Annotated in this window: 25 protein-coding genes, 1 tRNA gene and 1 pseudogene; 5 read left to right on the top strand and 22 right to left on the bottom strand. The window is 66.3% G+C overall.

Annotation, left to right across the window (positions count from 1 at the left end; translation table 11 throughout):
• The first annotated feature begins 57 nt into the window (after nucleotides 1-57).
• On the top strand, nucleotides 58-795 hold the full coding sequence (locus J1M39_RS06145; protein ID WP_095347762.1) for an aquaporin: 738 nt from the start codon (nucleotides 58-60) through the stop codon (nucleotides 793-795).
• 113 nt (nucleotides 796-908) lie between these two features.
• Nucleotides 909-1,076, top strand: a complete 168-nt coding sequence (locus tag J1M39_RS06140; protein WP_158185006.1) for a hypothetical protein — start codon at nucleotides 909-911, stop codon at nucleotides 1,074-1,076.
• A 354-nt stretch (nucleotides 1,077-1,430) separates the two neighbouring features.
• Here the strand turns inward: J1M39_RS06140 and J1M39_RS06135 are convergent, their stop codons facing one another.
• The 21 genes and pseudogenes from J1M39_RS06135 to J1M39_RS06035 all read right to left on the bottom strand — a co-directional run bounded on the left by J1M39_RS06135 (nucleotide 1,431) and on the right by J1M39_RS06035 (nucleotide 18,115).
• Nucleotides 1,431-1,916: a hypothetical protein gene (locus tag J1M39_RS06135; RefSeq protein WP_135040288.1), complete on the bottom strand. Its 486-nt coding sequence runs from the start codon at nucleotides 1,914-1,916 to the stop codon at nucleotides 1,431-1,433.
• Nucleotides 1,917-2,013: 97 nt separating this feature from the next.
• Nucleotides 2,014-2,850, bottom strand: coding sequence for an alpha/beta fold hydrolase (locus J1M39_RS06130; protein ID WP_095347764.1), 837 nt, complete (start codon nucleotides 2,848-2,850; stop codon nucleotides 2,014-2,016).
• A gap of 177 nt (nucleotides 2,851-3,027) precedes the next feature.
• Nucleotides 3,028-3,807: an IS21-like element helper ATPase IstB gene (gene istB, locus J1M39_RS06125; RefSeq protein WP_146314595.1), complete on the bottom strand. Its 780-nt coding sequence runs from the start codon at nucleotides 3,805-3,807 to the stop codon at nucleotides 3,028-3,030.
• Nucleotides 3,807-5,066 (bottom strand): annotated as a pseudogene (gene istA, locus J1M39_RS06120) (IS21 family transposase). The gene istB and the pseudogene istA overlap by 1 nt, the downstream one beginning before the upstream one ends.
• A gap of 48 nt (nucleotides 5,067-5,114) precedes the next feature.
• Nucleotides 5,115-5,519, bottom strand: a complete 405-nt coding sequence (locus tag J1M39_RS06115; RefSeq protein ID WP_206496053.1) for a LysR substrate-binding domain-containing protein — start codon at nucleotides 5,517-5,519, stop codon at nucleotides 5,115-5,117.
• Between the two features lie 322 nt (nucleotides 5,520-5,841).
• Entirely contained in the window at nucleotides 5,842-5,988 is a 147-nt protein-coding gene (locus J1M39_RS06110; protein WP_156491183.1) for a hypothetical protein, read from the bottom strand.
• 44 nt (nucleotides 5,989-6,032) lie between these two features.
• Nucleotides 6,033-6,106, bottom strand: a tRNA-Cys gene (locus J1M39_RS06105).
• A 15-nt stretch (nucleotides 6,107-6,121) separates the two neighbouring features.
• Nucleotides 6,122-6,640 carry a carboxymuconolactone decarboxylase family protein gene (locus J1M39_RS06100; RefSeq protein WP_040560569.1) on the bottom strand — a complete coding sequence of 173 codons (519 nt, stop codon included), beginning with the start codon at nucleotides 6,638-6,640 and terminating at the stop codon, nucleotides 6,122-6,124.
• Between the two features lie 13 nt (nucleotides 6,641-6,653).
• Entirely contained in the window at nucleotides 6,654-7,019 is a 366-nt protein-coding gene (locus J1M39_RS06095) for an ArsR/SmtB family transcription factor (RefSeq protein WP_061873197.1), read from the bottom strand.
• Between the two features lie 41 nt (nucleotides 7,020-7,060).
• Complete coding sequence (locus J1M39_RS06090) at nucleotides 7,061-7,738, bottom strand: hypothetical protein (protein WP_225984161.1); 678 nt, start codon at nucleotides 7,736-7,738, stop codon at nucleotides 7,061-7,063.
• Nucleotides 7,739-7,802: 64 nt separating this feature from the next.
• Entirely contained in the window at nucleotides 7,803-8,108 is a 306-nt protein-coding gene (locus J1M39_RS06085) for a metal-sensitive transcriptional regulator (RefSeq protein ID WP_006214168.1), read from the bottom strand.
• 10 nt (nucleotides 8,109-8,118) lie between these two features.
• Nucleotides 8,119-10,020: a heavy metal translocating P-type ATPase gene (locus tag J1M39_RS06080; RefSeq protein WP_241252635.1), complete on the bottom strand. Its 1,902-nt coding sequence runs from the start codon at nucleotides 10,018-10,020 to the stop codon at nucleotides 8,119-8,121.
• 406 nt (nucleotides 10,021-10,426) lie between these two features.
• Complete coding sequence (locus tag J1M39_RS06075; RefSeq protein ID WP_101966193.1) at nucleotides 10,427-11,026, bottom strand: YdhK family protein; 600 nt, start codon at nucleotides 11,024-11,026, stop codon at nucleotides 10,427-10,429.
• A 97-nt stretch (nucleotides 11,027-11,123) separates the two neighbouring features.
• Nucleotides 11,124-11,453, bottom strand: a complete 330-nt coding sequence (fdxA, locus tag J1M39_RS06070) for a ferredoxin (protein WP_088477532.1) — start codon at nucleotides 11,451-11,453, stop codon at nucleotides 11,124-11,126.
• Nucleotides 11,450-12,685: an MFS transporter gene (locus J1M39_RS06065; protein ID WP_101966206.1), complete on the bottom strand. Its 1,236-nt coding sequence runs from the start codon at nucleotides 12,683-12,685 to the stop codon at nucleotides 11,450-11,452. Before J1M39_RS06065 ends, fdxA begins: the two co-directional genes overlap by 4 nt.
• Before the next feature lie 45 nt (nucleotides 12,686-12,730).
• The gene (locus J1M39_RS06060) at nucleotides 12,731-13,876 is read right to left on the bottom strand and encodes an FAD-dependent oxidoreductase (RefSeq protein WP_101966194.1); all 1,146 of its coding nucleotides are present in this window, start codon (nucleotides 13,874-13,876) and stop codon (nucleotides 12,731-12,733) included.
• A gap of 46 nt (nucleotides 13,877-13,922) precedes the next feature.
• Nucleotides 13,923-14,276 carry a metal-sensitive transcriptional regulator gene (locus J1M39_RS06055; RefSeq protein ID WP_006214162.1) on the bottom strand — a complete coding sequence of 118 codons (354 nt, stop codon included), beginning with the start codon at nucleotides 14,274-14,276 and terminating at the stop codon, nucleotides 13,923-13,925.
• 66 nt (nucleotides 14,277-14,342) lie between these two features.
• Nucleotides 14,343-14,594: a YHS domain-containing protein gene (locus J1M39_RS06050; protein WP_006213356.1), complete on the bottom strand. Its 252-nt coding sequence runs from the start codon at nucleotides 14,592-14,594 to the stop codon at nucleotides 14,343-14,345.
• Nucleotides 14,595-14,647: 53 nt separating this feature from the next.
• Nucleotides 14,648-16,918 (bottom strand): heavy metal translocating P-type ATPase, encoded by a 2,271-nt coding sequence (locus J1M39_RS06045; RefSeq protein ID WP_040560307.1) that lies wholly within the window; start codon nucleotides 16,916-16,918, stop codon nucleotides 14,648-14,650.
• A gap of 46 nt (nucleotides 16,919-16,964) precedes the next feature.
• Complete coding sequence (locus J1M39_RS06040; RefSeq protein WP_180951262.1) at nucleotides 16,965-17,906, bottom strand: hypothetical protein; 942 nt, start codon at nucleotides 17,904-17,906, stop codon at nucleotides 16,965-16,967.
• Entirely contained in the window at nucleotides 17,906-18,115 is a 210-nt protein-coding gene (locus J1M39_RS06035; protein ID WP_006213359.1) for a heavy-metal-associated domain-containing protein, read from the bottom strand. The genes J1M39_RS06040 and J1M39_RS06035 overlap by 1 nt, the downstream gene beginning before the upstream one ends.
• A gap of 625 nt (nucleotides 18,116-18,740) precedes the next feature.
• On the opposite strand from J1M39_RS06035, the gene J1M39_RS06030 reads away from it, so the two are divergent.
• Nucleotides 18,741-19,097, top strand: coding sequence for a hypothetical protein (locus tag J1M39_RS06030; protein ID WP_061873204.1), 357 nt, complete (start codon nucleotides 18,741-18,743; stop codon nucleotides 19,095-19,097).
• 18 nt (nucleotides 19,098-19,115) lie between these two features.
• On the opposite strand, the gene J1M39_RS06025 is transcribed toward J1M39_RS06030, so the two are convergent.
• Nucleotides 19,116-19,844, bottom strand: coding sequence for a formylglycine-generating enzyme family protein (locus tag J1M39_RS06025; protein WP_223246359.1), 729 nt, complete (start codon nucleotides 19,842-19,844; stop codon nucleotides 19,116-19,118).
• 127 nt (nucleotides 19,845-19,971) lie between these two features.
• On the opposite strand from J1M39_RS06025, the gene J1M39_RS06020 reads away from it, so the two are divergent.
• A complete protein-coding gene (locus J1M39_RS06020) occupies nucleotides 19,972-20,166 on the top strand; it encodes an integrase core domain-containing protein (protein WP_101966207.1) in 195 nt (64 codons plus the stop codon).
• A 187-nt stretch (nucleotides 20,167-20,353) separates the two neighbouring features.
• On the top strand, nucleotides 20,354-20,776 hold a 423-nt coding region (locus J1M39_RS06015; protein ID WP_241253891.1), incomplete at its 3' end, for a DUF4188 domain-containing protein.

Below are 20,776 nucleotides of genomic sequence, written 5' to 3'. Positions count from 1 at the left end.
TCAGTATTCACGCGTCGTCGACAGCACCCGCTCGGAAAGCCACCCGTCGCTCCGCTTCTGTCGGCCGTCGCCGCGGAGGCTGCGGGCACGTTCGTCCTCGTGTTCGGAGTCATCGGAGCGGCGACCTTCTCCGCATCCTTTTCGAAGTCGGATGTCGCGGTGAACATCGGATTCCTCGGCGTCGCCTTCGCGCTCGGGCTCAGCGTGCTCGTCGGCGCCATCGCCTGGGGCCCCGTGTCGGGCGGCCACTTCAACCCTGCCGTCACGCTCGGATTGGCGACCGCCGGATTCTTCTCGTGGCGCCGCGTCCCGGCCTACATCGCGTCGCAGTTCGTGGGTGGGCTACTCGCGTCCACCGCACTTGTTCTCGTTGCGGCGGGCACCAGCACGGAATTCCTGTCAGACGCTCGAAAGAGCGGATTCGCGTCCACCGGCTGGGGACCGCTCTCACCAAGCGGGGCCTCCTGGGAGGCGGCGTTCCTCATCGAGGCGGTCACCACGGCCGTGCTCATGGCGGTCGTCCTCGCCGTCTCCACTCGTCGCACGGACGCGACGCTCGCGCCGCTGGCCATCGGGTTCACGCTGACGGTGGCGGCGCTCGTCGCGATCCCGATCTCGAACGGCTCTTTCAACCCGGCCCGCTCGATAGCGACCGCCGTCTACGGGGGCCCTGTCGCGCTCGAGCAGTTGTGGCTCTCGCTCGTCGCGCCAACCCTCGGCGCGGCGCTGGTCGGCCTCGTCGTGACAGCGGTCCGCCACCTCGCGCCGCGAGCGAGGAGAAGCTCCTACATCTGAGTGCGGTGCGTGTTCCATCCCGGAGATCCGGGACGGCGTGACGCTTATGCGGCCGCGTCGACGACCTTCGTCGCGCGGTATGTACTCACGGCGCGGAGGACGGCAGGTGTTGCATGCTGGACGACCCTCAAAGCGCCGGTCGCGATCTGGAGCCGGCGCTGCACGGCCGCGTCGGCAGCCATCTTCAGGCCGATCTCTATGCCACGTTCGATCCCAACGGCAACGCCGCGGTTGAAGCCGAGACCGTAAACAGGACTTCCCATGAGTGCTCCCCAGATTGAGTGGTGCTGTCGAGCGTAGTGAGATCCGGGAGCGCCAGACCGTGAGGTGGCTGGGACTTCAGGCGGAATCGTCAGGCTGTCGGCGCATCCTCGTTCACCGACGGAGGCACCGGCCCACGAGCGGCACGTACGCCAGCCCTGTACGCGCGCATCTCCCGTCGCGCGAATCGCTGATGGACGAACCATTCCCGAATGGTTCGTCCCAGACGGCGGCGGCGGACGTCGTCGACAAACATCAGCCATCCCACCCGAACCGACCGTGCCCGCTGCGTGACCTTGTTGTCGGACGGGTCCGAGACGAGCAACCATCGTTGCACCTGCACGTCCGGGCTGGAGCGCGGCTCCGCGAGCTCGTCAACATGGTCTTCCAAAACCCCGACGATGACGTTGCGGCGTTGCTCCGGGTATGCCCATTCCCTCGTGACGCGTTGCGCGCGAGCGAGGGTGAATTCGTACTCCGTGCGCGCAATCGGTTCCATGCCCGGTCGGCAGTGCGGGTAGCAACTGCTCCGCGGTGTGACCCAGCTTCCGGAGGAACGCCTCGACCTCGCCCCGCTGACGTTGCGCGCGAGGAGACGTCACGCGGTCACTCCACAATCGCACCGCGTCACCGTACTGACGGGCGAAGTCCGACCGCGCCAGCCCGTCTTCGCGGCCGGCGAGCGACAACGCCGACACGGCGATGGCGAACTCGTCTCCGACAGACCGGTCGAGCTGGAAGTCACGATTGGAGCGAGCCTCGCGGCTGGCGTCGCGTGCGATGACCAATCCGACCAGAGCAAGGATCACCGACAGCAGAGACGCGATGACCTGGATCCAGGTCGCGAAGGCGTTGTCCACAGACGAACAGTATCGTCAGGACGCCGCATTCTTCCTTCCAAGAATGCAGAAGAGGTGCACCCGGATCCCGGGTGCACCTCTTCTACTGCGCCGCTTCTTACTTCTGGATGAAGGCGAGGAGGTCAGGGTTGATGACCTCGGCGTGCGTGGTCAGCATGCCGTGCGGGTAGCCGGCGTACAGCTTCAGCTCAGAGTTCTGGAGGAGCTCGTGCTGCAGGAGCGCGGCGGCCTTGTAGGGAACGACCTGGTCGTCGTCGCCCTGCATGACGAGAACGGGGACCGTGATGGCCTTGAGGTCTTCGGTCTGGTCGGTCTCGGAGAAGGCCTTGATGCCCTCGTAGTGAGCGAGCGCGCTGCCCGTCATGCCCTGACGCCACCAGTTCGCGACGACCGGCTCGGACACCTCGACACCGTCGCGGTTGAAGCCGTAGAACGGACCCGACGCCACGGCCTGGAAGAACTCGGCACGGTTGGCGGCGAGAGCGGAACGGAAACCGTCGAGGACCTCGATGGGCGTGCCCTCGGGGTTGCTGTCGGACTTCAGCATGATGGGAGGAACCGAGGAGACGAGCACGGCCTTGGCGACACGACCCTGGGGCTGACCGTACTTGGCGACGTAGCGAGCGACCTGGCCGCCGCCGGTGGAGTGGCCGATGTGGATGGCGTTCTGCAGGTCGAGGTGCTCGACGACGGCGTTCACGTCGCTGGCGTAGTGGTCCATGTCGTGGCCGGTGCTGATCTGCGACGAACGTCCGTGGCCGCGGCGGTCGCTGGCGACGACGCGGTAGCCCTTCGAGAGGAAGTAGAGCATCTGTGCGTCCCAGTCGTCGGACGACAGCGGCCAGCCGTGGTGGAACACGATGGGCTGGGCGTTCTTGTCGCCCCAGTCCTTGAAGTAGATCTCTGCGCCGTCTTCGGTGGTGATGTATCCCATGATGAGTCCTTTGTCATGTCGTCGAACGAGCAAGCCCGCGCGACTGGTGGGTAGTTTGCGCCTCGACGATGTGGCGACTGCATTCACGGTAACTTTCGGGCGCCCGCGATGTCAACGTCGGCCGAATATTGACCCCTTATCGTCGTTGAATTTTGACCCCCTCGAATTGATGTGTTGTTACTTGCCCGCGGGTTGTGCGGGGGTCTTGAGGAGCTCGCGGCGTGCCCTGGTGCGGTAGGAGTCCCCGCCGAGGGTGAGGACTTCCGCGTGGTGAACGAGTCGGTCGATCATCGCGGCCGCGACGATGTCGTCGGAGAAGATCTCACCCCATCTGCCGAAGGGCATGTTGCTGGTGAGCACGATCGAGCCTTGCTCGTAGCGGGACGCGATGAGTTGGAAGAACAGGTTCGCGGCGTCCGCGTCGAATGGCAGGTAGCCGACCTCGTCGATGATCAGCATCCGGTAGCGGCGGAGTCGTTTCAGCTCATGCTCGAGCCGGCCGGCTGCGTGCGCGGCCTGGAGTCGGCCAGCCCAGCCGGTCGCGGTATCGAACAACACCGGGTATCCAGCGTGCGCGGCTTTGATGCCGAGGCCGATCGCGAGGTGTGTTTTGCCGACACCGGGTGGGCCGAGCAGGATCACGTTCTCCGCTTTCGGGATGAACGTTGTCGTCGCGAGGTGAGCGAGGACATCGCGACGCAGCGAGGGCTGATGGTCGGCGTTGAAGTCGTCCAGGGTCTTCACCGCGGGGAAGTGAGCGCCCGCGATTCGCAGTGTCGTTCCGTTCGCTTCCCGGTCCGCGACCTGGCGTTGCAGGACCGCGGTGAGGTATTCCTCGTGGGACCAGCCCTCGGTGCGGGCTTGATCGCCGAGGGTCTCCCAGACCCGGCCGATCGTGGGGGTCTTCAACGCCCGGGTCAGGTATCCCATCGTCGCCGCGATCTCCGTTTCGGGCATCAGAGGACCTCACCGGTTCGAGGATCGACAGGGAAATCGACGCCGAACAACTCGTCGTAGTCGGGCAGTTCCCGAAACACCACGCTGGCCGCTGGCTGCCCGCGATGGTGCAGTCGTTCTCGGTCGCGTTTCGCGGCGCTGAACGTGGAGCGCAGCCCCCTCGCGATCTCGACGTGGACAGGGTCGATGACGGTCGCGTGTTTCGCCCAACAGCGTTCGTGGTCAGCGACGGTGCGGCCATCGCAGATCACGATCACTCGTGTCAGCGTGGCCGTCACATCCACCAGCCGCCCAATCACGCGAGGGTCAACGGAGTAGTCGTTGGCATCGATGCGGACGTAGTAGTCCCGCGCCAATCGGACCCGGTTTCACAGCCCCGTCACCGGCGGCAGCGGCGGCAACACGGTCATCGCCTGCAGATCCCGCTCCACCACGTCGATAGGTCGCCCGCCCAGCGAGCGGATCGTGCGGGAGTTCGCCCGCGGGAGCCACTCCGCGAGTTGGCTGTTGAAACTGTCCGGTGACGCGAACGACCGCACGGGCAGGAACGATGACCCCATGTACTGGTTGTTGCGTTCGGTCATGCCCTTGAACTCCGGATCCCGCGGAGGGGCGAGCACGATCCTCGTCGCCAACGTTCCCGCGAACGCGGCCGCGGCCTGCGTGACAGTCCCCTTCCCCCCGATCGCGGCCTCACGATCCCAGACGAGCGTCTTCGAGACCCGCCCGACACGAGAGATCAGCTGCCACATCCCCGCGACCAGATCGCCCGCCTGCCGGGACGGGAGCATCACCGCGGACAGGAACCGGGAGAACGTCAACGTCATCACGAGCACCGGCAGCATCAACGCTTGCCCATGCCCGACAGGGATCCGCGGCTCCGGGAACCACAGATCCATCTGCGCGCTCTCGCCAGGAAGATGAATCAGACGATCCGCGGGATCGACCCCGGCATACTCCGGACGAATCGTCCGGATCCGATCCTTCAGAATCGTGATCGAGTGTTCCCACCCGATCCGCTCCGCGATCACCGTCGCCGGCATCCTCGCATCCACCACCAAGAGCTTGCGGATCTCGGGCTCCGCAGCGTCAACGAGTGACCCTTTCCCTGCCCGCTGATACGACGGCGGCGTCTCTGACGCCAACGCCGACCGCACCGTATTTCGCGCCACACCGAGCCGACGCACGATCTCCTTGATCGACACGCCCTCCGCCCGATGCAACCGCCTGATCTCTGCCCACTGTTCCAAATTGATCACCCTCCAAAGGATGCCCGGAAGGGGTCAAAATTCCCCGACGCTCAGGGGTCAGTATTCACGCGTCGTCGACATTGTCGCCTCTGCAGTGATGCCGATGGCGTCGCCGACAGCGATGCGGGTTAACCACTCGTCCGTGTTCGCCACCGAGATCGTGCGCGGCATGCGAGCAGTCGTACTCCACAGCTCCCCGGTGGCCGTCGGAGCGGTCGCGCAGACCGCCACCGGCCCGTCAGCGAGATCGGCTAGGGTCACCGACTCCTGCCGGGCACGCGAGTCGGTACTCGTCACCGATGCAACCAGGCGTTCGGTGAACAGCGGTAACCGCTCCAAACCCGGACCAATGGCACGTTTGGGTGAAGAAGAGCGGATGAGTGCGGCATCGATCGCCCCCGTCGCGCAGGGCCCAGATCGGGTCCGTCGGGCGACTGTATTCGATGAGCTCAGCGTGCCCACGCTTCCATTCCTGGAACAGAGGCAAGGTGTGACGGCCAAAGCCGGCCCAGGCGCAACGGCACCAGGATGCGCAGTGAGGCCGTGGTGCGATCTTCCAGGTGAAAAGGTAGGTTTGAATCCGGTTCCGAGAAGGGCACATGGGCCTGGGTCCGACGATCAGACTCTGTTGTGAGCCGCGGCCCGCCCTCGCCCTCGCAACGTTCAAGTGAGTAGATCCTGGAACGGCCGAACTTCAGACGGATGCCGTAGCCGCCGTTGGGTCCGTCAGGCAGAAACTCTGCCCCAATTCTTCGAGGGCGGCCCGCACACGCTCCTGCTTCTTCTACGACAAGTCGTGTCGCCCCTTCTCGAAGTCGCGCAACTCTTCCTTGGTCACGTTGGCTTCACGGGCGATATATTGGGCGCTCACCTTCACGAGGATGCGCGCGGCGCGTGTCATGTCACCGTTGAAGATGTGCTGGCTCTCCATCACTCGCCTCCAACGACGTGTGTCCTATTGGGCTCAGCGGGAAGTGGAGGTGCCTACGGGATTCGAACCCGTGTAAACGGTTTTGCAGACCGCTGCCTATCCTCTCGGCCAAGGCACCAAGTCGCCGGCGAAGTCAGTCGCCCGGCGTGAGGCCAGCAACCAGGTTGAAGGCGCCGGTGAGAATGTTCAGCGACACGACCCCGACGACATCAGAGATCTCACGGTCGCTGTACCCGTATCCCCGAAGCTCGTCAATCTGCTCGTCGGTGATCGACGTAGGCTCACGGTAGACCTGGAGGCCGAGCGCGATCATCGCCGCGACCGGGCCGGTCATCGCCGTACCCTGCTGGGCGAGTGCGATCTCGTCATCGCTGACCCCGAGCGATCGTGCCGCGCTGATGTGCGAGGCCAGGCACATTCCGCATCCCTGCTTCGACTGCACGGCGATCGAAACGAGCTCGCTGACCTTACGGTCGAGCTTGGCGCGACGCATGGCTTTGCTCAGCTGCAGATAGCCGCCGAGCACCGCCGGGGAGTGCGCCATCGTCGAGACCATGTCTCCGACCTGGCCGTGCCGCTCGACGAGATCGCCGAGCAAGTCTCGTGAGGCCCCCACTGCGGTCTCAGGGGTCAATCGGGAAAAACGGGGCATGATGCCTCCTCTGTCAGTTCGGTCGCGAGTTCGAGGTGGGAGAACCCGCACGAGTGCGTTCCTGCTGCTGATGTTCGGCATGGAAGATCGCAGCCTCAGCCAGCGCCCCGGCATGCACACCGTTCAATAGGTAGAAGTCGCCGGACTCGCGTCGCTGCCGACTCACGATCCCGGCCGACTCCAGGCGGTGAAGCTCGTGGGAGGTCTGGTCGACGGGAAGGTCGACGATGTCCGCCAGGTGATTGGCAGAGACCTCGATGTCGCGAATGGCGAGGATCATCTTCACACTCACCGGATTCGCCAGCAACGCGAAGACTCCGACCGCCGCATTCAGATGCGGTGTGTCATACGTGGCGTGCACGTGCTCAACCTTTTTCATAGTCATCAATACTACCCCATACCCCTATAGGGTATCAAGGGTTATTCAATCGATGTGACGGACTCGGAAACGCGTGGCCGGGTGCGGCGGATCGGGGTGAGGCCAGAGGCGACGGGTCCGCGCAGGAGCACGTGTCCAGTCGGGAGGGTCAACCGCGTCCAACGGCCGGCGGTTGAGATCGTGGCCCCGTTTCCTCGGCTGAGGAACCCGAAGACGTAGGCGGCGAACGCAACGCCTTGTGGCAGCGATGCGAGTGCCGTGTCCGGGGTGCCCCAAACCGTGCCCCGGATCTTGCGGACGACATCGTCGCCGGGTTTGTCGGGAAGTGCTTGGGCGACGGCCTCGATGCCGGCACGGGCGCTGCGCATCAGCGTCAGGCTGGACACATCCGCAATAAGTCTCCACCCGTGTTGCGGGGGTTCGACGCTGGTCCAGGCGGGTGCCAGCGCGGTTTCCGGCAACGCCAGGGTAAGAGGGACGGCGGTCGCGGTCAACGTTTCCACGGTGACGTCGCACTGCAGCTGAGGGTCGGAGCGGAGCGTGCGAAGGACGAGGATCGTAGGAGTGCGGTCGAGCGGACCACGGGGCGTTAGCGCGGCTGCGCTCATGCGCAGCAGCCCGGCCGCGGCCTGCAAGCGCACGCCATGGGCACCGGCCTGCGCGGCCCGCTTAGCGAAGGTGAGCGCGTCGCGGGCGGACGGCGCGTCGGCAAGGATCAAGCGCGCTGGCATCCTGAGGGTTTGTGCCCGCCGTGTCCTGGAACGCGGTGATCGGGGTCCGGGTTCAGGAGCGAACGAGCCGGTTGATGGCGTCGGTGGCTTCCTGGATCTTCTCGACGGCCGCCTCGTCGCTGAGCTTGGCGGCATCAAGCACGCAGTGCTTGAGATGGTCGTCGAGCAGACCAGTCGCAACCCCCTGGAGGGCACGGGTCAGAGCGGAGACCTGGGTGAGGATGTCGATGCAGTACTTCTCCTCATCGATCATCTTCGCGATCCCACGCGCCTGTCCTTCGATGCGCTTCATGCGGCCGAGATAGCGCTCCTTGTCGCTGATGTAGCCGTGCTGGTGGGAATCGGTATCGACAGACATGGGCATGTCCTTACTTCTGGCGCTCCAGGACGGAACGCGTGCTGGCTTCGGGTGTGAGGTCGATGCGCCGCAGCAGCTGGGCGTTGAGCGCGACAACCACGGTGGAGGCTGACATCAGGATCGCGCCGATCGACATTGGCAGGACGAATCCCACCGGTGCCAGGATACCGGCCGCCAACGGCACCGAAAGAAGGTTGTAGCCGGCGGCCCACCACAGGTTCTGCTTCATCTTGCCGTATGCGCGTCGCGACAGCTGGATGATCGAGAGCACGCTGCGTGGGTCGGAACTGGCCAGGATCACCCCGGCCGAGGCGATGGCGACATCGGTGCCCGCGCCGATCGCGATGCCGACATCGGCCTGCGCCAGAGCCGGGGCGTCGTTGACGCCGTCGCCGACCATCGCGACCCTCTTGCCCTCTTCCTGCAGCTGGGAGACCTTCGCGGACTTGTCCTCCGGGCGCACGCCGGCGAAGACGCGGTCGATGCCGAGCTCCCGTCCGACCTCGTTCGCGACCGCCTCGGCATCGCCGGTGATCATGACGACCTCGACACCGAGGGCGTGGAGGGCGTCGACGGCGTCGCGGGATTCTGGCCGGACCTCGTCGGCGAGCCTCAGCCCGCCGACCACCTGGCCGCCGCGGAGAACGTGCAGAATGATCGCGCCCTCGGAGCGCCATGCCTCGGCCGTGCCGACCTCGTGCTGACCGGTCTCCTCGAGCAGCCGGGGCCCGCCGACGCGGACCTTCTGGCCGGAGACGGTCGCGGTGACGCCGACGGCGGGCGAGGATGAGAAGCCGCTGGCCTGCTGGAGGGCAAGGCCCTTGTCCTTGGCGGCGGTGACGATGGCCTTGGCGAGCGGGTGCTCGCTGTCGGCCTCGGCCGAGGCAGCGAGGGCGAGGACCTGGTCGGCGTCGAGTTCGCCGGTCGGCTCGACGCCGGTGACGGTGGGCTCGCCCTTGGTCAGCGTGCCGGTCTTGTCGAACAGGACCGCGTCGACCTGCCGCATGGACTCCAGCGCCAGGCGGTCCTTCACTAGGACGCCGCCGCGGGCGGCTCGCTCGGTGGCGATGGAGACGACCAGCGGGATCGCCAGGCCGAGGGCGTGGGGGCAGGCGATGACGAGCACGGTGATGGTGCGCACGACGGCCTCGTCGGGCATGCCGATGAGCGTCCAGACGACCGCAGTGACCAGCGCCGCGCCAAGAGCGAACCAGAACAGCCAGGCCGCGGCCTTGTCGGCGATCCGCTGGGCGCGGGAGGATGAGTTCTGCGCCTCGGCGACGAGCCGGTTGATGCCGGCCAGGGCGGTGTCGTCACCGGTGGCGGTGATCTCCACCCGCAGGCCGGAGTCGGTGGCGACGGTGCCGGCGGTGACGGTCTGGCCCTCGCCGCGAGAGACCGGGCGGGACTCGCCGGTGATCATGGACTCGTCCATGTCGGCGCGGCCGTCGACGATGGTTCCGTCGGCCGGGACGCTGCCGCCGGGGCGCACGAGGACCACGTCGCCCACGTCGAGGTCGGCTGGGGCCACCTTGACGACGTTCTCGCCCTCGACGCGCTCGGCCTCGTCTGGCAGCAGTGCCGCCAACGAGTCGAGCGCCGAGGTGGTCTGGGCCAGGGAGCGCATCTCGATCCAATGGCCCAGCAGCATGATTACGATCAGCAGCGCCAGTTCCCACCAGAATTCGAGCTCGTGATGGACGAGCCCGAGCGTGGCGGCCCAGGAGGCGAAGAAGGCCACCGTGATCGCCAGAGCGATGAGCAGCATCATCCCGGGCTTGCGGGACTTCAACTCGCTGACGGCACCGGTGAGGAAGGGCCTGCCGCCCCAGACGTACATGACGGTGCCCAGTGCCGCGGCGACCCAGCCCGCCCAGCCGGGGACCTCGTAGCCCAGCAGCATGGCGAACATCGGTGAGAGGGCGACCGCGGGGATGGCGATGACGAGGTTGATCCAAAACAGTCGGCGGAACTGGCCAACGTGGTCCCCGTGCCCGCCATGGCCGCTGTGATCTCCGTGCCCACCGTGCTGGGCATGCTCATCGTGGCCGCCGTGCTCGTCGAGGCCCGTGTGGCCTGAGTGCTGCCCGTGGTCCATGGCGTGGCCCTGATGCCCGGTGTGCTGACCCTCGCGCGTGCCGTGCGCATCCGCCGAGGCGTGCGCGGACACAGACCCGTGGTGATGCTCGCCGTGGGCGGGTGTATCGGTTTCGTGGCCGTGGTGCTGTTGTGAGTTCGGGTCCGTCATGATTCCTCTCCTCCGTCATCGAGCCAGGCCGATTGCCGCTCACCCGGTGGCCGGGCAAGCGAACGTCGGCTCAGGACGCTGGTTGGATCTCGCTCTCGACGACCCACTTGTGGTTCGTCATCTTCATGCCGTCCGTCTCGTAGTCGACCATGTAGACCGTCTCATCGGTGGACGAAGCGATGGTGGCCTTTACGCCTTCCATGCCTTCCATGTGCTCGGCGAGCAGAGTCACCTCTGTGCCGTCGGCCAGGCGCGCGTCGCCGGCATCCTCAATTTCTTCCTGCACGACCCACTTGTGATCAGTGACGGGGTCGCCGCCACCTGCGGGCGTGTAGTTCACGGAGTACGTGTACGTGTCGAATGCGCCGGAAATCGTTGCTGTAGCCCCTTCCATGCCTTCCATGTGGTCGGCCGTGAGCTGCACCTCGGTACCGACAGGGTAGGTGGGCTCACTGGCTTCGGCGATACCCTCGGGTGCCGGTCCGCCGTCCATCGGGTGCTCCATCTCTTCATCACCGCTTTCTGCGTTGTTGCCGCCGTGGCCCTGATGCTCCTCAGTAGCCGAGGGGTCGGTCTGCTGGTTGTCGTCTGCTCCGCTGGCGCAACCGGCGAGCACGAGCGCCACTCCGAGGGCTCCCGCTGCCAGTCCTGTTCGCAGTCTCCTCTGCATGTCATTTCCTTTCATCAATATGCCTACCCTATACCCCTAGGGGGTACTAGTCAAGGCTTGTGTGTTGTGTCGGTATGGATCAATCGGAAGCCCCTTCTCAGAGGGTCTGCTCGTGTTGGATGGGCAATGCGGCGATGAGGGGATGGTCGAAGCCCGTCGGTCCGGTCTTCGCGGCTCCTCCGGGAGAACCCAACTCGTCGAAGAACTCGACGTTGGCCTTGGAGTAGTCAGACCATTCGTCGGGCAGGTCGTCTTCGTAGTAGATGGCCTCGACGGGGCAGACCGGTTCGCAGGCTCCGCAGTCGACGCATTCGTCGGGGTGGATGTAGAGCGAGCGTTCGCCCTCGTAGATGCAGTCGACAGGACATTCGTCGATGCAGGCGCGGTCCTTGACGTCCACGCAGGGAAGCGCGATCACGTAGGTCATGGCTGCTCCTCTCGGTCGGGTGCGGATCGGCGGTGAGAGCCGGTGGGAGGCTCGGGGAAGTCGTCAGTCTCTGCCGGGCCTGCGGCCGGGTGCGGGATGCGCAGGCGCAGGACGGTGGCGACGAGGCTGAGGGCGATGATGATCGCACCGAGGATCGTCATCGTCCCCGACAGGGTGAGCACCGGCACGAGCAATCCGGCGACGATGGTGGGCACGCCGAATGCCAGGTAGGCAACTGTGTAGATCACAGCCATCACGGCGGCGCGTTCCGACGATGCCGTGTGGGGCATGAGTGTGCGCAGTACCCCGAGGAACGCTGTGCCGAACCCGGAACCGACGATCGCGACCGAGGCGACATAGGCTGGGTAGGAACCGAGTGCGAGGGCGCCGATGCTCACTGCGGTGCCGAACGCCAGGGCACTGGTCGCATACAGGCTGATGGTGCGGGCGGAACGCCGCTGTAGGACGGAGGAGGCGGTGACTCCGGAGATCGCCAGTGCGAAGAGGACGATCCCAGCTTGGGTGTGCGTGGAGCCCCCAAGCTCACTGCCGACGAGGTCGGCTCCGAGCGCGAGGAAAAGCCCGTTGGTCGCCCACCCGGCGATGATCACGGGCACTCCGGCGGTGAACATGCGGCGTAGGTGCGGTGGCACGGTGAACCGCGGACGGAGGTCGCCACGTCGTATCTGGGTCTTCGGGGCCAGTTCCGGTGTGCTCCACACGACCGTTGCCACGATGAGGAAGGCAAGCACGAGCGACCCGAAGACGGCAGTTGTCGGTTCGGAGGTGAGATCGAGGAGAAGTGCAGCACCGAGAGCCCCGGCCCCAAGGCCAATCATCGGGCCGATCGTGTTCCACAGGGCTGCGATGTTCCGATGTGACGGGGACTCGAAGTCGATCATCATCGCCGACAGCGCCGGGATCAGCAGCCCCGCTGCGAGCCCTTGCAAGGCTCGGGCGACCAGGAGCGCCGCGAGGCTACCGGCGAACCAGAACATGGCCACGCTCAGCGCCAGCGCCAAAGAACCGGCGGCCACGACCGGACGTCGGCCGACGTGGTCGGAGAGTGGTCCGAGGTAGAGCAGCGCGGCCAGGAGGGTGAAGGTGTAGACCGCGAACACGAGTGTGGTGGCGACGGGGATGAGTCCGAGCCGTTCGGCGATCTGGGGGTAGAACAAGGACGGCGCGCTGGCAGCGGCCATCATGAGAATGGTCGCTGCCAGCGAGAGCACGAAGCCCCGCCGTGGGATCTGCCTAATACAGTCTCCCGCCATTGCCTATGCCCGCACGCCGTGGAGCTGCTGCCCCCACTGGTAGACGGTGCCGACTGCGTCGATGCCAGTGACGCCGACGACGATGCCGTCGGTCTCGTGGCGGACGATGAACTCCTCACCGGCTTCCAGGTGGGCGTCTGCGCCGGCTGTGTACCCGACTCCGGAGATCATCTGACCGTAGACCATTGCCATGTAAGGGCTGCGTGGCAGGTAGGCGCCCGGATCGTCGCTAATGCCGAGGTCGTGCAATGCGGCCTGCGCGGCATGCGCACCCTGTGCGGCGGCGTCTTCCCAATGGTCGATGCGCCAGGCGTCCAGTGCCTCGTCGTGGTGCGTGGCCACGCCTCCGGCTGCGTAGACGTGGTCTGCCGCGGCGCGGAGGTGATCGTCGACGTCGATACCGTTCGTCCACGGTGACGGGGCTGCGGGCGTCGTGCCGAGCGCGAGGAGAAGGAAGTCAGCCACGACGGGATTTCCGTCGTTGAGGGTGATGGTGACACCGGATTCTGTTTCGTCGACATGCTGGAGAGTGCGACCGAATCGGGCCTGCACCTTGGCGGCATGGTCGGCGGCGAGGCGCTCAGCCACGGGCGCCCCAAACGCTCCGACGCCGGGAACTGAACTGCGGGAGACCAGCGTGACCATGTGTCCGTCGGCTTGCAGAGACGAGGCTGTCTCGGCTGCGATGATTCCACCGCCGTAGATCGCTACCCGCGCGGGTCGCCCCAGTCCGGTCAGCAGCTTTCGGATGCCCAGGGCATCCTCCACGGAGTGAAGAGCGGTGACCCGCCCTTGTCCGGCGTCGTCGCCGCCGAACACGTCAGCGGGCAGGGAGCGGGGCATGCTCCCGGTCGCGACGATGAGCGCGTCGTAGGAGACTTGTGCGCCGGAGGTCAGCTGGGCCTGCTTCGCCGAGGTATCGACTTTGAGCACGGTGTCGGCGATGACCTCGATCTGAGGCAGCGGGAGCTTGATCATCTCCGGCGGTGTCTGACCGAACGCGATTCCCTTGATGAGCATCCGCGTATAGGGCGTCTCCCCGGTGCGGGTCACCAGCGTCACCCGGACATCGTCGCGTGAGGCGAGAGTGCGGGCGGCTGCGGCCCCGGCTGCTCCCGATCCGAGGATGAGGACGTGCTGTGGGGTCATAGAAGAACTCCTGGATGCTGGTCGTGATCGAACTGATGCGCCGGCGTCAGGAGCGCACGAGGCGGGCGATGGCCTCGGACGCCTCGCCGAGCCTCTGCTCGCTGACTGGTCCGCCGGCGAGTGCGGCGTCGAGGACGCAATGCTTGAGGTGATCGTCGAGCAGGCCGAGGGCGACGTTTTCGAGTGCCCTGGTGACTGCGGAGATCTGGGTGAGGATGTCGATGCAGTAGCGGTCCTCGTCGACCATCCGATCGATGCCGCGGATTTGGCCTTCGAGGCGGCGCAGGCGATTGCGGTACTTCGTCTTATCGCTGATGTATCCGTGGACGGACGCGTCGCCGTCGCCTCCTGCGGGGCAGGTGTCGAGGTGGGTTTCGGTGGTGGGAGTCGTAGTGGTCATGTCGGTTCGCTCCGATCAGGTGGCGGGGTGCCGCAGCGGTGCCGCGGCACCCCGCACGCTGGTGGATTACGCCATGTTGGCGGCGTACTTGGCTGGGTCCGAATCGAACGCGGGCCCACAGCCAGCGCAGCAGAAGTAGTAGCGCTCATCCTCGAAGTCGCGGTAGAGGCCGGCGGCCTCGGCGGTCTTCTTGCTGACCGGGGTGCCGACCATGACCGGGCAGGTGGTCATGTCATCGGCGCCCCCGCCAAGAAGGTTCTCGCGTCCACCGTTCTCCACGGCCGGGTTGGTCTCGTTCGTGCTGCAGCAGCTGCTCATTCTCTGGTGTTCCTTCGTTATTGGATTCGTGTGGATGGGTGGGTTCTCGTACGTCACTTCGAGGCGACGCTCGTGAACCCGCGCAGGCGGAGGCTGTTGCCGACGACGAAGACGCTGGAGAACGCCATCGCCGCACCTGCGAGCATGGGGTTGAGCATGCCGAGCGCAGCGACCGGGATCGCGGCGGTGTTGTAGGCGAATGCCCAGAACAGGTTGGTCTTGATCGTCGACAGGGTCTTCCTGGACAGGCGGATCGCGTCGACGGCGGCCCGCAGGTCACCGCGCACGAGCGTGATGTCGGAGGCCTCGATCGCGACGTCCGTGCCGGTGCCCATCGCCAGGCCCAGATCAGCCTGCGCGAGCGCGGGGGCGTCGTTGACGCCGTCGCCGACCATCGCGACGATCTTGCCCTCTTCCTGGAGGCGAGTGACGACGTCGACCTTGTCCTTGGGTAGCACTTCGGCGATGACCTCGTCGATGCCGACCTCGGACGCGATCTGGCGGGCCACGGCCTCGTTGTCACCGGTGAGCAGCACCGGGGTCAGGCCGATCTCCTTGAGCCCGCGGATCGCCTCGGCGCTCGTGGGCTTGACGGTGTCGGCGACGACGAGGATGCCGCGCGCAGCACCGTCCCAGCCGATCGCGACGACCGTCTTGCCCTCGCCCTCGGCCTGGGCCTTCGCCTGTGCGACCTCCGGAGAGAGCTTCTGCGACCAGTCCGCCAGCAGAGACTCGCGGCCGACGACGACCGGGGTCCCCTCGACGATGCCCTGCACGCCCTTGCCCTCGACATTGGCGAAGTCCTCTGGAGTAGGCAGCTGGCCGACTTCCTGGGTCGCGCCCTTGGCGATCGCCTGCGCAATCGGATGCTCCGAAGAGTCTTCCAGTGCACCGGCGAAACGCAGCAGCTCCGTACGATCCACACCGGGCTCAGTGATCACGTCGGTCAGAGTCATCTTGCCGCTGGTGACGGTGCCGGTCTTATCGAGCACGACGGTGTCGACCTTGCGAGTGGACTCCAGCACCTCCGGGCCCTTGATGAGGACGCCCATCTGCGCACCGCGCCCGGTGCCGACGAGCAACGCGGTCGGGGTCGCCAGACCCAGCGCGCAGGGGCAGGCGATGACGAGCACAGCGACCGCTGCGGTGAACGCGGCGGCGACGGGGAACCCGCCTCCCAGCCAGGCGCCGAGGGTGATGAACGCGACGACGATGACGATCGGCACGAAGATGCCGGAGATACGATCGGCCAGACGCTGCACCTCGGCCTTGCCGGTCTGCGCGTCCTCGACGAGCTTCGCCATCTGTGCGAGCTGTGTGTCCGAACCCACACGAGTCGCCCGCACGACCAGGCGGCCGCCGGCGTTGACGGTGGCACCGGTGACCGAGTCGCCCTCGCGGACCTCGACCGGCACGGACTCGCCGGTGAGCATCGAGGCGTCCACCGCGGAGGAGCCGGAGGTCACGAGACCGTCGGTGGCGATCTTCTCGCCTGGACGGACGATGAACTCGTCGCCGACCGCCAGCTCAGAGGTGGGGATCTTCACCTCTACGCCGTCGCGGAGTACGGCGACTTCCTTCGCGCCCAACTCCAGGAGGGCGCGCAGCGCGGCCCCGGCCTGGCGCTTGGATCGCTTCTCGAAGTAGCGGCCGGCGAGGATGAACATCGTCACGCCCGCGCCGACTTCGAGATAAATGTTCGCCGCGCCATCCGACGGAGCGATCGTGAACTCGAAGGGGTGCGTCATGCCGGGAGTGCCGGCAGTGCCGAGGAAGAGCGCATAGAGCGACCACAGCAGCGCGACGGAGGTACCCATCGAGATGAGCGTGTCCATCGTCGCCGCACCGTGCTTGAGGTTCGTCCACGCCGCCTTGTGGAACGGCCAAGCTCCCCAGATGATCACCGGTGCGGCCAGGGCGAGTGAGGCCCACTGCCAATACGTGAACTGCAGCGCGGGGATCATCGCCATCGCGATCACGGGAACAGTGAGCACGATCGCGCCGATCAGCCGATGCCGCAGCGAGGTGAGCTCACTGTCTTCCTCCTCCCCGGCCTCGGTCTCCGACATGTTCGCCGTAGTGTCCTTGGGCTTGGGCAGTGCGGCCGTGTACCCGGTCTTCTCGACCTCGGCGACCAGCAGTGACGGATCGTAGCCGGCAGGCACGGTGACCTTAGCCTTCTCAGTGGCGTAGTTGACGGTGGCCGCGACGCCATCGAGCTTGTTCAGCTTCTTCTCGATCCGGTTCGCGCAGGAGGCGCAGGTCATCCCGCCGATCTCCAACTCGATGTCCGGCCCACCCGTTGGGGGCGCTGATGTGCTCATCCTCTTCCTTCTTTCTCAGCTCTCGTGCGACGCCGGGCCCTGCGGGTCAGTGGCCGTCGGAATGCGAATCGTCTGTCTTCGTGCCGTCACCGTGCTCGGCGTCGATCACGAACTCGGCGGTGTGCACCTGCCCGTCGACCTGGAAGTCCAGGTAGAGCAGGTAACGGTCGGCGGTCGGGGCCTCCGCTGCGAATCGGATCTCGGGTCCGGCCGTGTCCCCGGCCTGGGGCTGGTCGCCCTCGGCGTGGACGTGCAGGTAGGCGAGGTCACCCTCGCGCAGCGCCACCAGGTGGCCGAACGCGCCCAGGTAAGGCTCCAGCGTGGTCACCGGCTGACCGTCACGCTCGACCGAGATGGTGAGCTCGCTTGAGGTGCCCGCAGTGAGGTCGCCGTTGAGGGAGACGGTGTATCCGTCGACCTCGTCGGTGGGCTGCGCCTCGGTCTCGACAGGGGTGAAGTCGCCCGCGACCTCGATTGCGCGGGTGAGAGTGATGCCTTCGGCTTCCTCGCCCGCGGGTGTGAAGTCGGCGTACACGCGGTAGGTGCCCGCCTCGTCCCAGGTCCACGGCACCGACCAGGTGCCTGTGCTCGTGTCGAGTTCGGGGTGCACGTGCTGGAAGCCGGCGCCGTCGGTGCGCACGGCGATCAGGTGCAGGTCCTTCTCGTGCGCGGTGGTGTATTCGGTCACCGGTTCGCCGGACTCGTCGAGGATCTGGAAGCTCAGGTCTCCATCCTCGCCTGCGGCCGTGGGGGCCTGGACCGGAGAGAGCACGAAGCCGTCCGCGCTTGCGGAGACCCCGTTCAGAGCGGGCTCCGCGGTTTCCTGCGCAGCGTCGCCGTGCCCTTCACCGTGTGCGTTCACGCCGCTTCCTTCTGCCCATGCTGCTGCGAAGCTATCGGGAATGACGGCGCCGGCGAGGCCGAAGGCCCCGCCGAACGCCACCACCAACCCGGCCCCGTAGAGCGCGAGCCGTCCTCCGGCCTTCATCAGACGCGCACCGCCGAGTAGCCGGCCTCCTCGACCGCCGCGAGGACCTTGGCGTCGTCGATCTCGCCCTCGGCGGTGACGTTGAGCTTGCCGGTCTGCGCGCTGACTTGGATGTCCTGGACGCCGGGGATCTCGCTGACCTCCTCGCGGATCGACATCTCGCAGTGGCCGCAGGTCATGCCCGTCACCTGGTAATCGTTCGAAGCCATCAGGTGTCCTCCTTGTATGTCGGGTTGTACGTCGGGAGTACCCCTACCGGGTACGTGTACTAGTCAAACGTATACCCATGTCAGGTATTCCGCAAGGAGGGAGGCGATCGTGTGAGCTGCATTGCGCAAGTGCTGCAAACAATGGTTGGAGCGTCCGAGGTGTGCCTTGTGGTGCACCGATGCTGCGGGGCGATCCGCTGGGTTCTGGCGCTGCGCGTCGGAGAGTAGTGACCCCTCGGCTCATCAGAACCGTGGACTGCCTTGCCGCATCGACGAAGGCAGCGAAGACTGGTACGAAACCGACTCGCGCCCAGACCCGTCAGTGAGTGGGGTCAACGCTCGGGAAGCGCGGTGCCGGAGACCCCAGGCAGGGGTCTCTGACGGTGACCCTGGTGAAGGCGCGCGGGCGCAGCAGCACGGGGACAGTCAGTGGCCGGGCCGATCCCGTGGAGGACGTCGTCACCCTCGGGGTTGTCGAGATGCAGCAAAGACTGCACGCGACTCGCCGTGAACCGTTCGGAGAGGGGGCGGGATCCGGTGTGTGAGGGAGCCTGGCCGGACGCCCCTGCCGTGCTGGGGCGGGGAGCAGGCTGGGGTATCGAGTCGACAACTCTAGGCTGTCACCGTGACCACTGTTTTAGATCACCTCCGCGCTGATGACCGCGAGCACGTCGGGTACATCGAGATGACCGACGAAGGCCTCTTCATCCCCTACGACCTCCTGCGTCGGCGATGCGGTGAACCCATGGAGTCGACCGAGGCCGAAGAACTGCTTGACACCGTCGGTTTGCAGGCGTTGGGCGAACAGTGGCTGCTTCGCACCGAGGGTGACGCATGGGTGCCCGTGGGCATCCAGGAGTTCTCACGAGAGGCCGTCACAGTGGCGCCGCGGCTCGATGACAGGGCGGTGGCCAAGGCGCCGGATCTCACCGCGACGGTGATGTTGTCGTTGCCGACGGATCGGCTCCGTTCCGCCGAATGAGGCTGGGCGGTTCCCTTCTCAGGCGAAGATCTCCCGCAAGGGTGTCCACCCCACGGGAAGCGGCCCGCAGATGGCGGCTCGTTGCCTGTCTGCCTCATGGGACCAGCCCTGAGCTTGTCCCGGGCTGCCGACCAGACCCCGGGCCAGGCGGAGTCCCACGTCCTCCAGGACGGCGTCCGGGGCGCTGCCCCGGCGCACTGAGGCGCGCACGCTCCAGGGTTCATCCGCCCAGCCACCCCCGCGCAGACTGCGGTAGTCGCCGTAGCGGGCGGGATCGGCGTAGTCCCAGCACCATTCCCAGATGTTGCCGAGCATGTCGTGCAGACCGTGCGGGTTGGCTTTCTTCATGCCGACGGGCTGGGGGCCCTCAAGGTGGTCGAGGCTGGTCCAGGCGATGTCTTCAAGCGGCCCGTAGGTGGGCGAGGTCGTTCCGGCGCGGCAGGCGTACTCCCACTCGGCCTCGGTGGGCAATCGGTACCCGTCAGCGCTCGTGTTCCAGGTGACGGAGCGTCCGTCCCCAGCATGCGTGTAGGCCGGCTGCAGCTCTTCAGCATTGGATAGCTCGTTGCAGAGGTTGATGGTCTCGAACCATGTCAGAGGCGTGAGCGGGCGTCCGGTGCTCCGGTCACGGAGGGGGTGCACGGCCATCTCGAAGGGCTCCAGTTCCACATCCCGTGTGGTCCCGCGACGGGCGTCACGCAGGGTGATTTTTCCCGAAGACAGGGTGGCCATGGAGGGCTGGTTCATGGCGTCAGCGTCGCACACGGGCTGACTGGAGAACCACGAGCTGCACCCGGACAGGGTTCAACTGTCAATACCTAAGTGGCTCGTGGTCGTATGAAACATATTTGCGCGTTTGTGAAATCTTCGCTGCATCTCGACAGAAGAGTGGCTCTACGTACGCGCCTACGCCAGCGACGGTGAGCGCACCGCCGCGCTGGCGGCATTCCTGAACACCTACAACCATGACCGTCCGCACAGCAGCCTGGGCAACAAGCCACCGGCCAGCCGGGTTCCGATCACGTCGTACCGGGTCCAGCCTCAGCCGAAGGTGCTCGACGTTCCTTAGATCGAGGGCCTCGGGCACGAGCCCACCCTGTTCGACCTCCTGTAAACAACCTCATGAAGTGGAACACCTAGCCCTGGATACTGCGCAGCCTCATATTGGATAGTGGCACTATCCATCAATGGCAGGGCGCTCCCCGGCCCCCGCCACCGCGTACCGCCAGCCAGGCGTCGTGAACCCAGGAGGCACCATGACCATGCCCACCACCCACGCCTTGGACACCTCGCAGGGCCTCGTCGTCTTCCACATCGGCATGACGATCCGCAAGCCGCACCGCCCCGACCTGTGGGCACCCGTGGCGGCCGCCATGCCGCGCATGCTTGCCGAGCTGCATCGCGCCAAGGACGCCGCCACCGCAGGGCGGGGGACGGATCTCGGCTTCCTGGGGGCCAGCACGCTGCTGGGCGCCAGGGGCCCCTGGGTGGTCCAGTACTGGCGCAGTGTGGAGGGCCTCTACGCCTACGCCCACGACGCGGATCAGGAGCATCTGCCGGCTTGGCGGGCCTTCAACCGGGCGTCCCGGCGGCACCCGGACGCGGTCGGCATCTGGCATGAGACCTACGCCGTGCGTCCGGGTGGGGTGGAGACGGTCTACGTGGGGGGTGCCTGCGTG

The sequence above is a fragment of the Micrococcus sp. KRD077 genome (genome assembly GCF_017168505.1).
Lineage (GTDB): Bacteria > Actinomycetota > Actinomycetes > Actinomycetales > Micrococcaceae > Micrococcus > Micrococcus luteus.
Note: the sequence above shows the minus strand (reverse complement) of the source record. Positions and strands in the feature narration are given on the sequence as shown.

What these genes read in the sequence shown, in the direction of transcription:
- J1M39_RS06025 (WP_223246359.1), bottom strand. Translation starts at nt 19,844, where the DNA reads ATGAACCAGCCCTCCATGGCCACCCTGTCTTCGGGAAAAATCACCCTG.
- J1M39_RS06055 (WP_006214162.1), bottom strand. Translation starts at nt 14,276, where the DNA reads ATGACCACTACGACTCCCACCACCGAAACCCACCTCGACACCTGCCCC.
- istB (WP_146314595.1), bottom strand. Translation starts at nt 3,807, where the DNA reads ATGCCCGAAACGGAGATCGCGGCGACGATGGGATACCTGACCCGGGCG.
- J1M39_RS06060 (WP_101966194.1), bottom strand. Translation starts at nt 13,876, where the DNA reads ATGACCCCACAGCACGTCCTCATCCTCGGATCGGGAGCAGCCGGGGCC.
- J1M39_RS06130 (WP_095347764.1), bottom strand. Translation starts at nt 2,850, where the DNA reads ATGGGATACATCACCACCGAAGACGGCGCAGAGATCTACTTCAAGGAC.
- J1M39_RS06110 (WP_156491183.1), bottom strand. Translation starts at nt 5,988, where the DNA reads ATGGAGAGCCAGCACATCTTCAACGGTGACATGACACGCGCCGCGCGC.
- J1M39_RS06050 (WP_006213356.1), bottom strand. Translation starts at nt 14,594, where the DNA reads ATGAGCAGCTGCTGCAGCACGAACGAGACCAACCCGGCCGTGGAGAAC.
- J1M39_RS06095 (WP_061873197.1), bottom strand. Translation starts at nt 7,019, where the DNA reads ATGAAAAAGGTTGAGCACGTGCACGCCACGTATGACACACCGCATCTG.
- J1M39_RS06100 (WP_040560569.1), bottom strand. Translation starts at nt 6,640, where the DNA reads ATGCCCCGTTTTTCCCGATTGACCCCTGAGACCGCAGTGGGGGCCTCA.
- J1M39_RS06035 (WP_006213359.1), bottom strand. Translation starts at nt 18,115, where the DNA reads ATGGCTTCGAACGATTACCAGGTGACGGGCATGACCTGCGGCCACTGC.
- J1M39_RS06040 (WP_180951262.1), bottom strand. Translation starts at nt 17,906, where the DNA reads ATGAAGGCCGGAGGACGGCTCGCGCTCTACGGGGCCGGGTTGGTGGTG.
- J1M39_RS06140 (WP_158185006.1), top strand. Translation starts at nt 909, where the DNA reads ATGCTGGACGACCCTCAAAGCGCCGGTCGCGATCTGGAGCCGGCGCTG.
- J1M39_RS06085 (WP_006214168.1), bottom strand. Translation starts at nt 8,108, where the DNA reads ATGTCTGTCGATACCGATTCCCACCAGCACGGCTACATCAGCGACAAG.
- J1M39_RS06075 (WP_101966193.1), bottom strand. Translation starts at nt 11,026, where the DNA reads ATGCAGAGGAGACTGCGAACAGGACTGGCAGCGGGAGCCCTCGGAGTG.
- J1M39_RS06045 (WP_040560307.1), bottom strand. Translation starts at nt 16,918, where the DNA reads ATGAGCACATCAGCGCCCCCAACGGGTGGGCCGGACATCGAGTTGGAG.
- fdxA (WP_088477532.1), bottom strand. Translation starts at nt 11,453, where the DNA reads ATGACCTACGTGATCGCGCTTCCCTGCGTGGACGTCAAGGACCGCGCC.
- J1M39_RS06080 (WP_241252635.1), bottom strand. Translation starts at nt 10,020, where the DNA reads ATGTTCGCCATGCTGCTGGGCTACGAGGTCCCCGGCTGGGCGGGCTGG.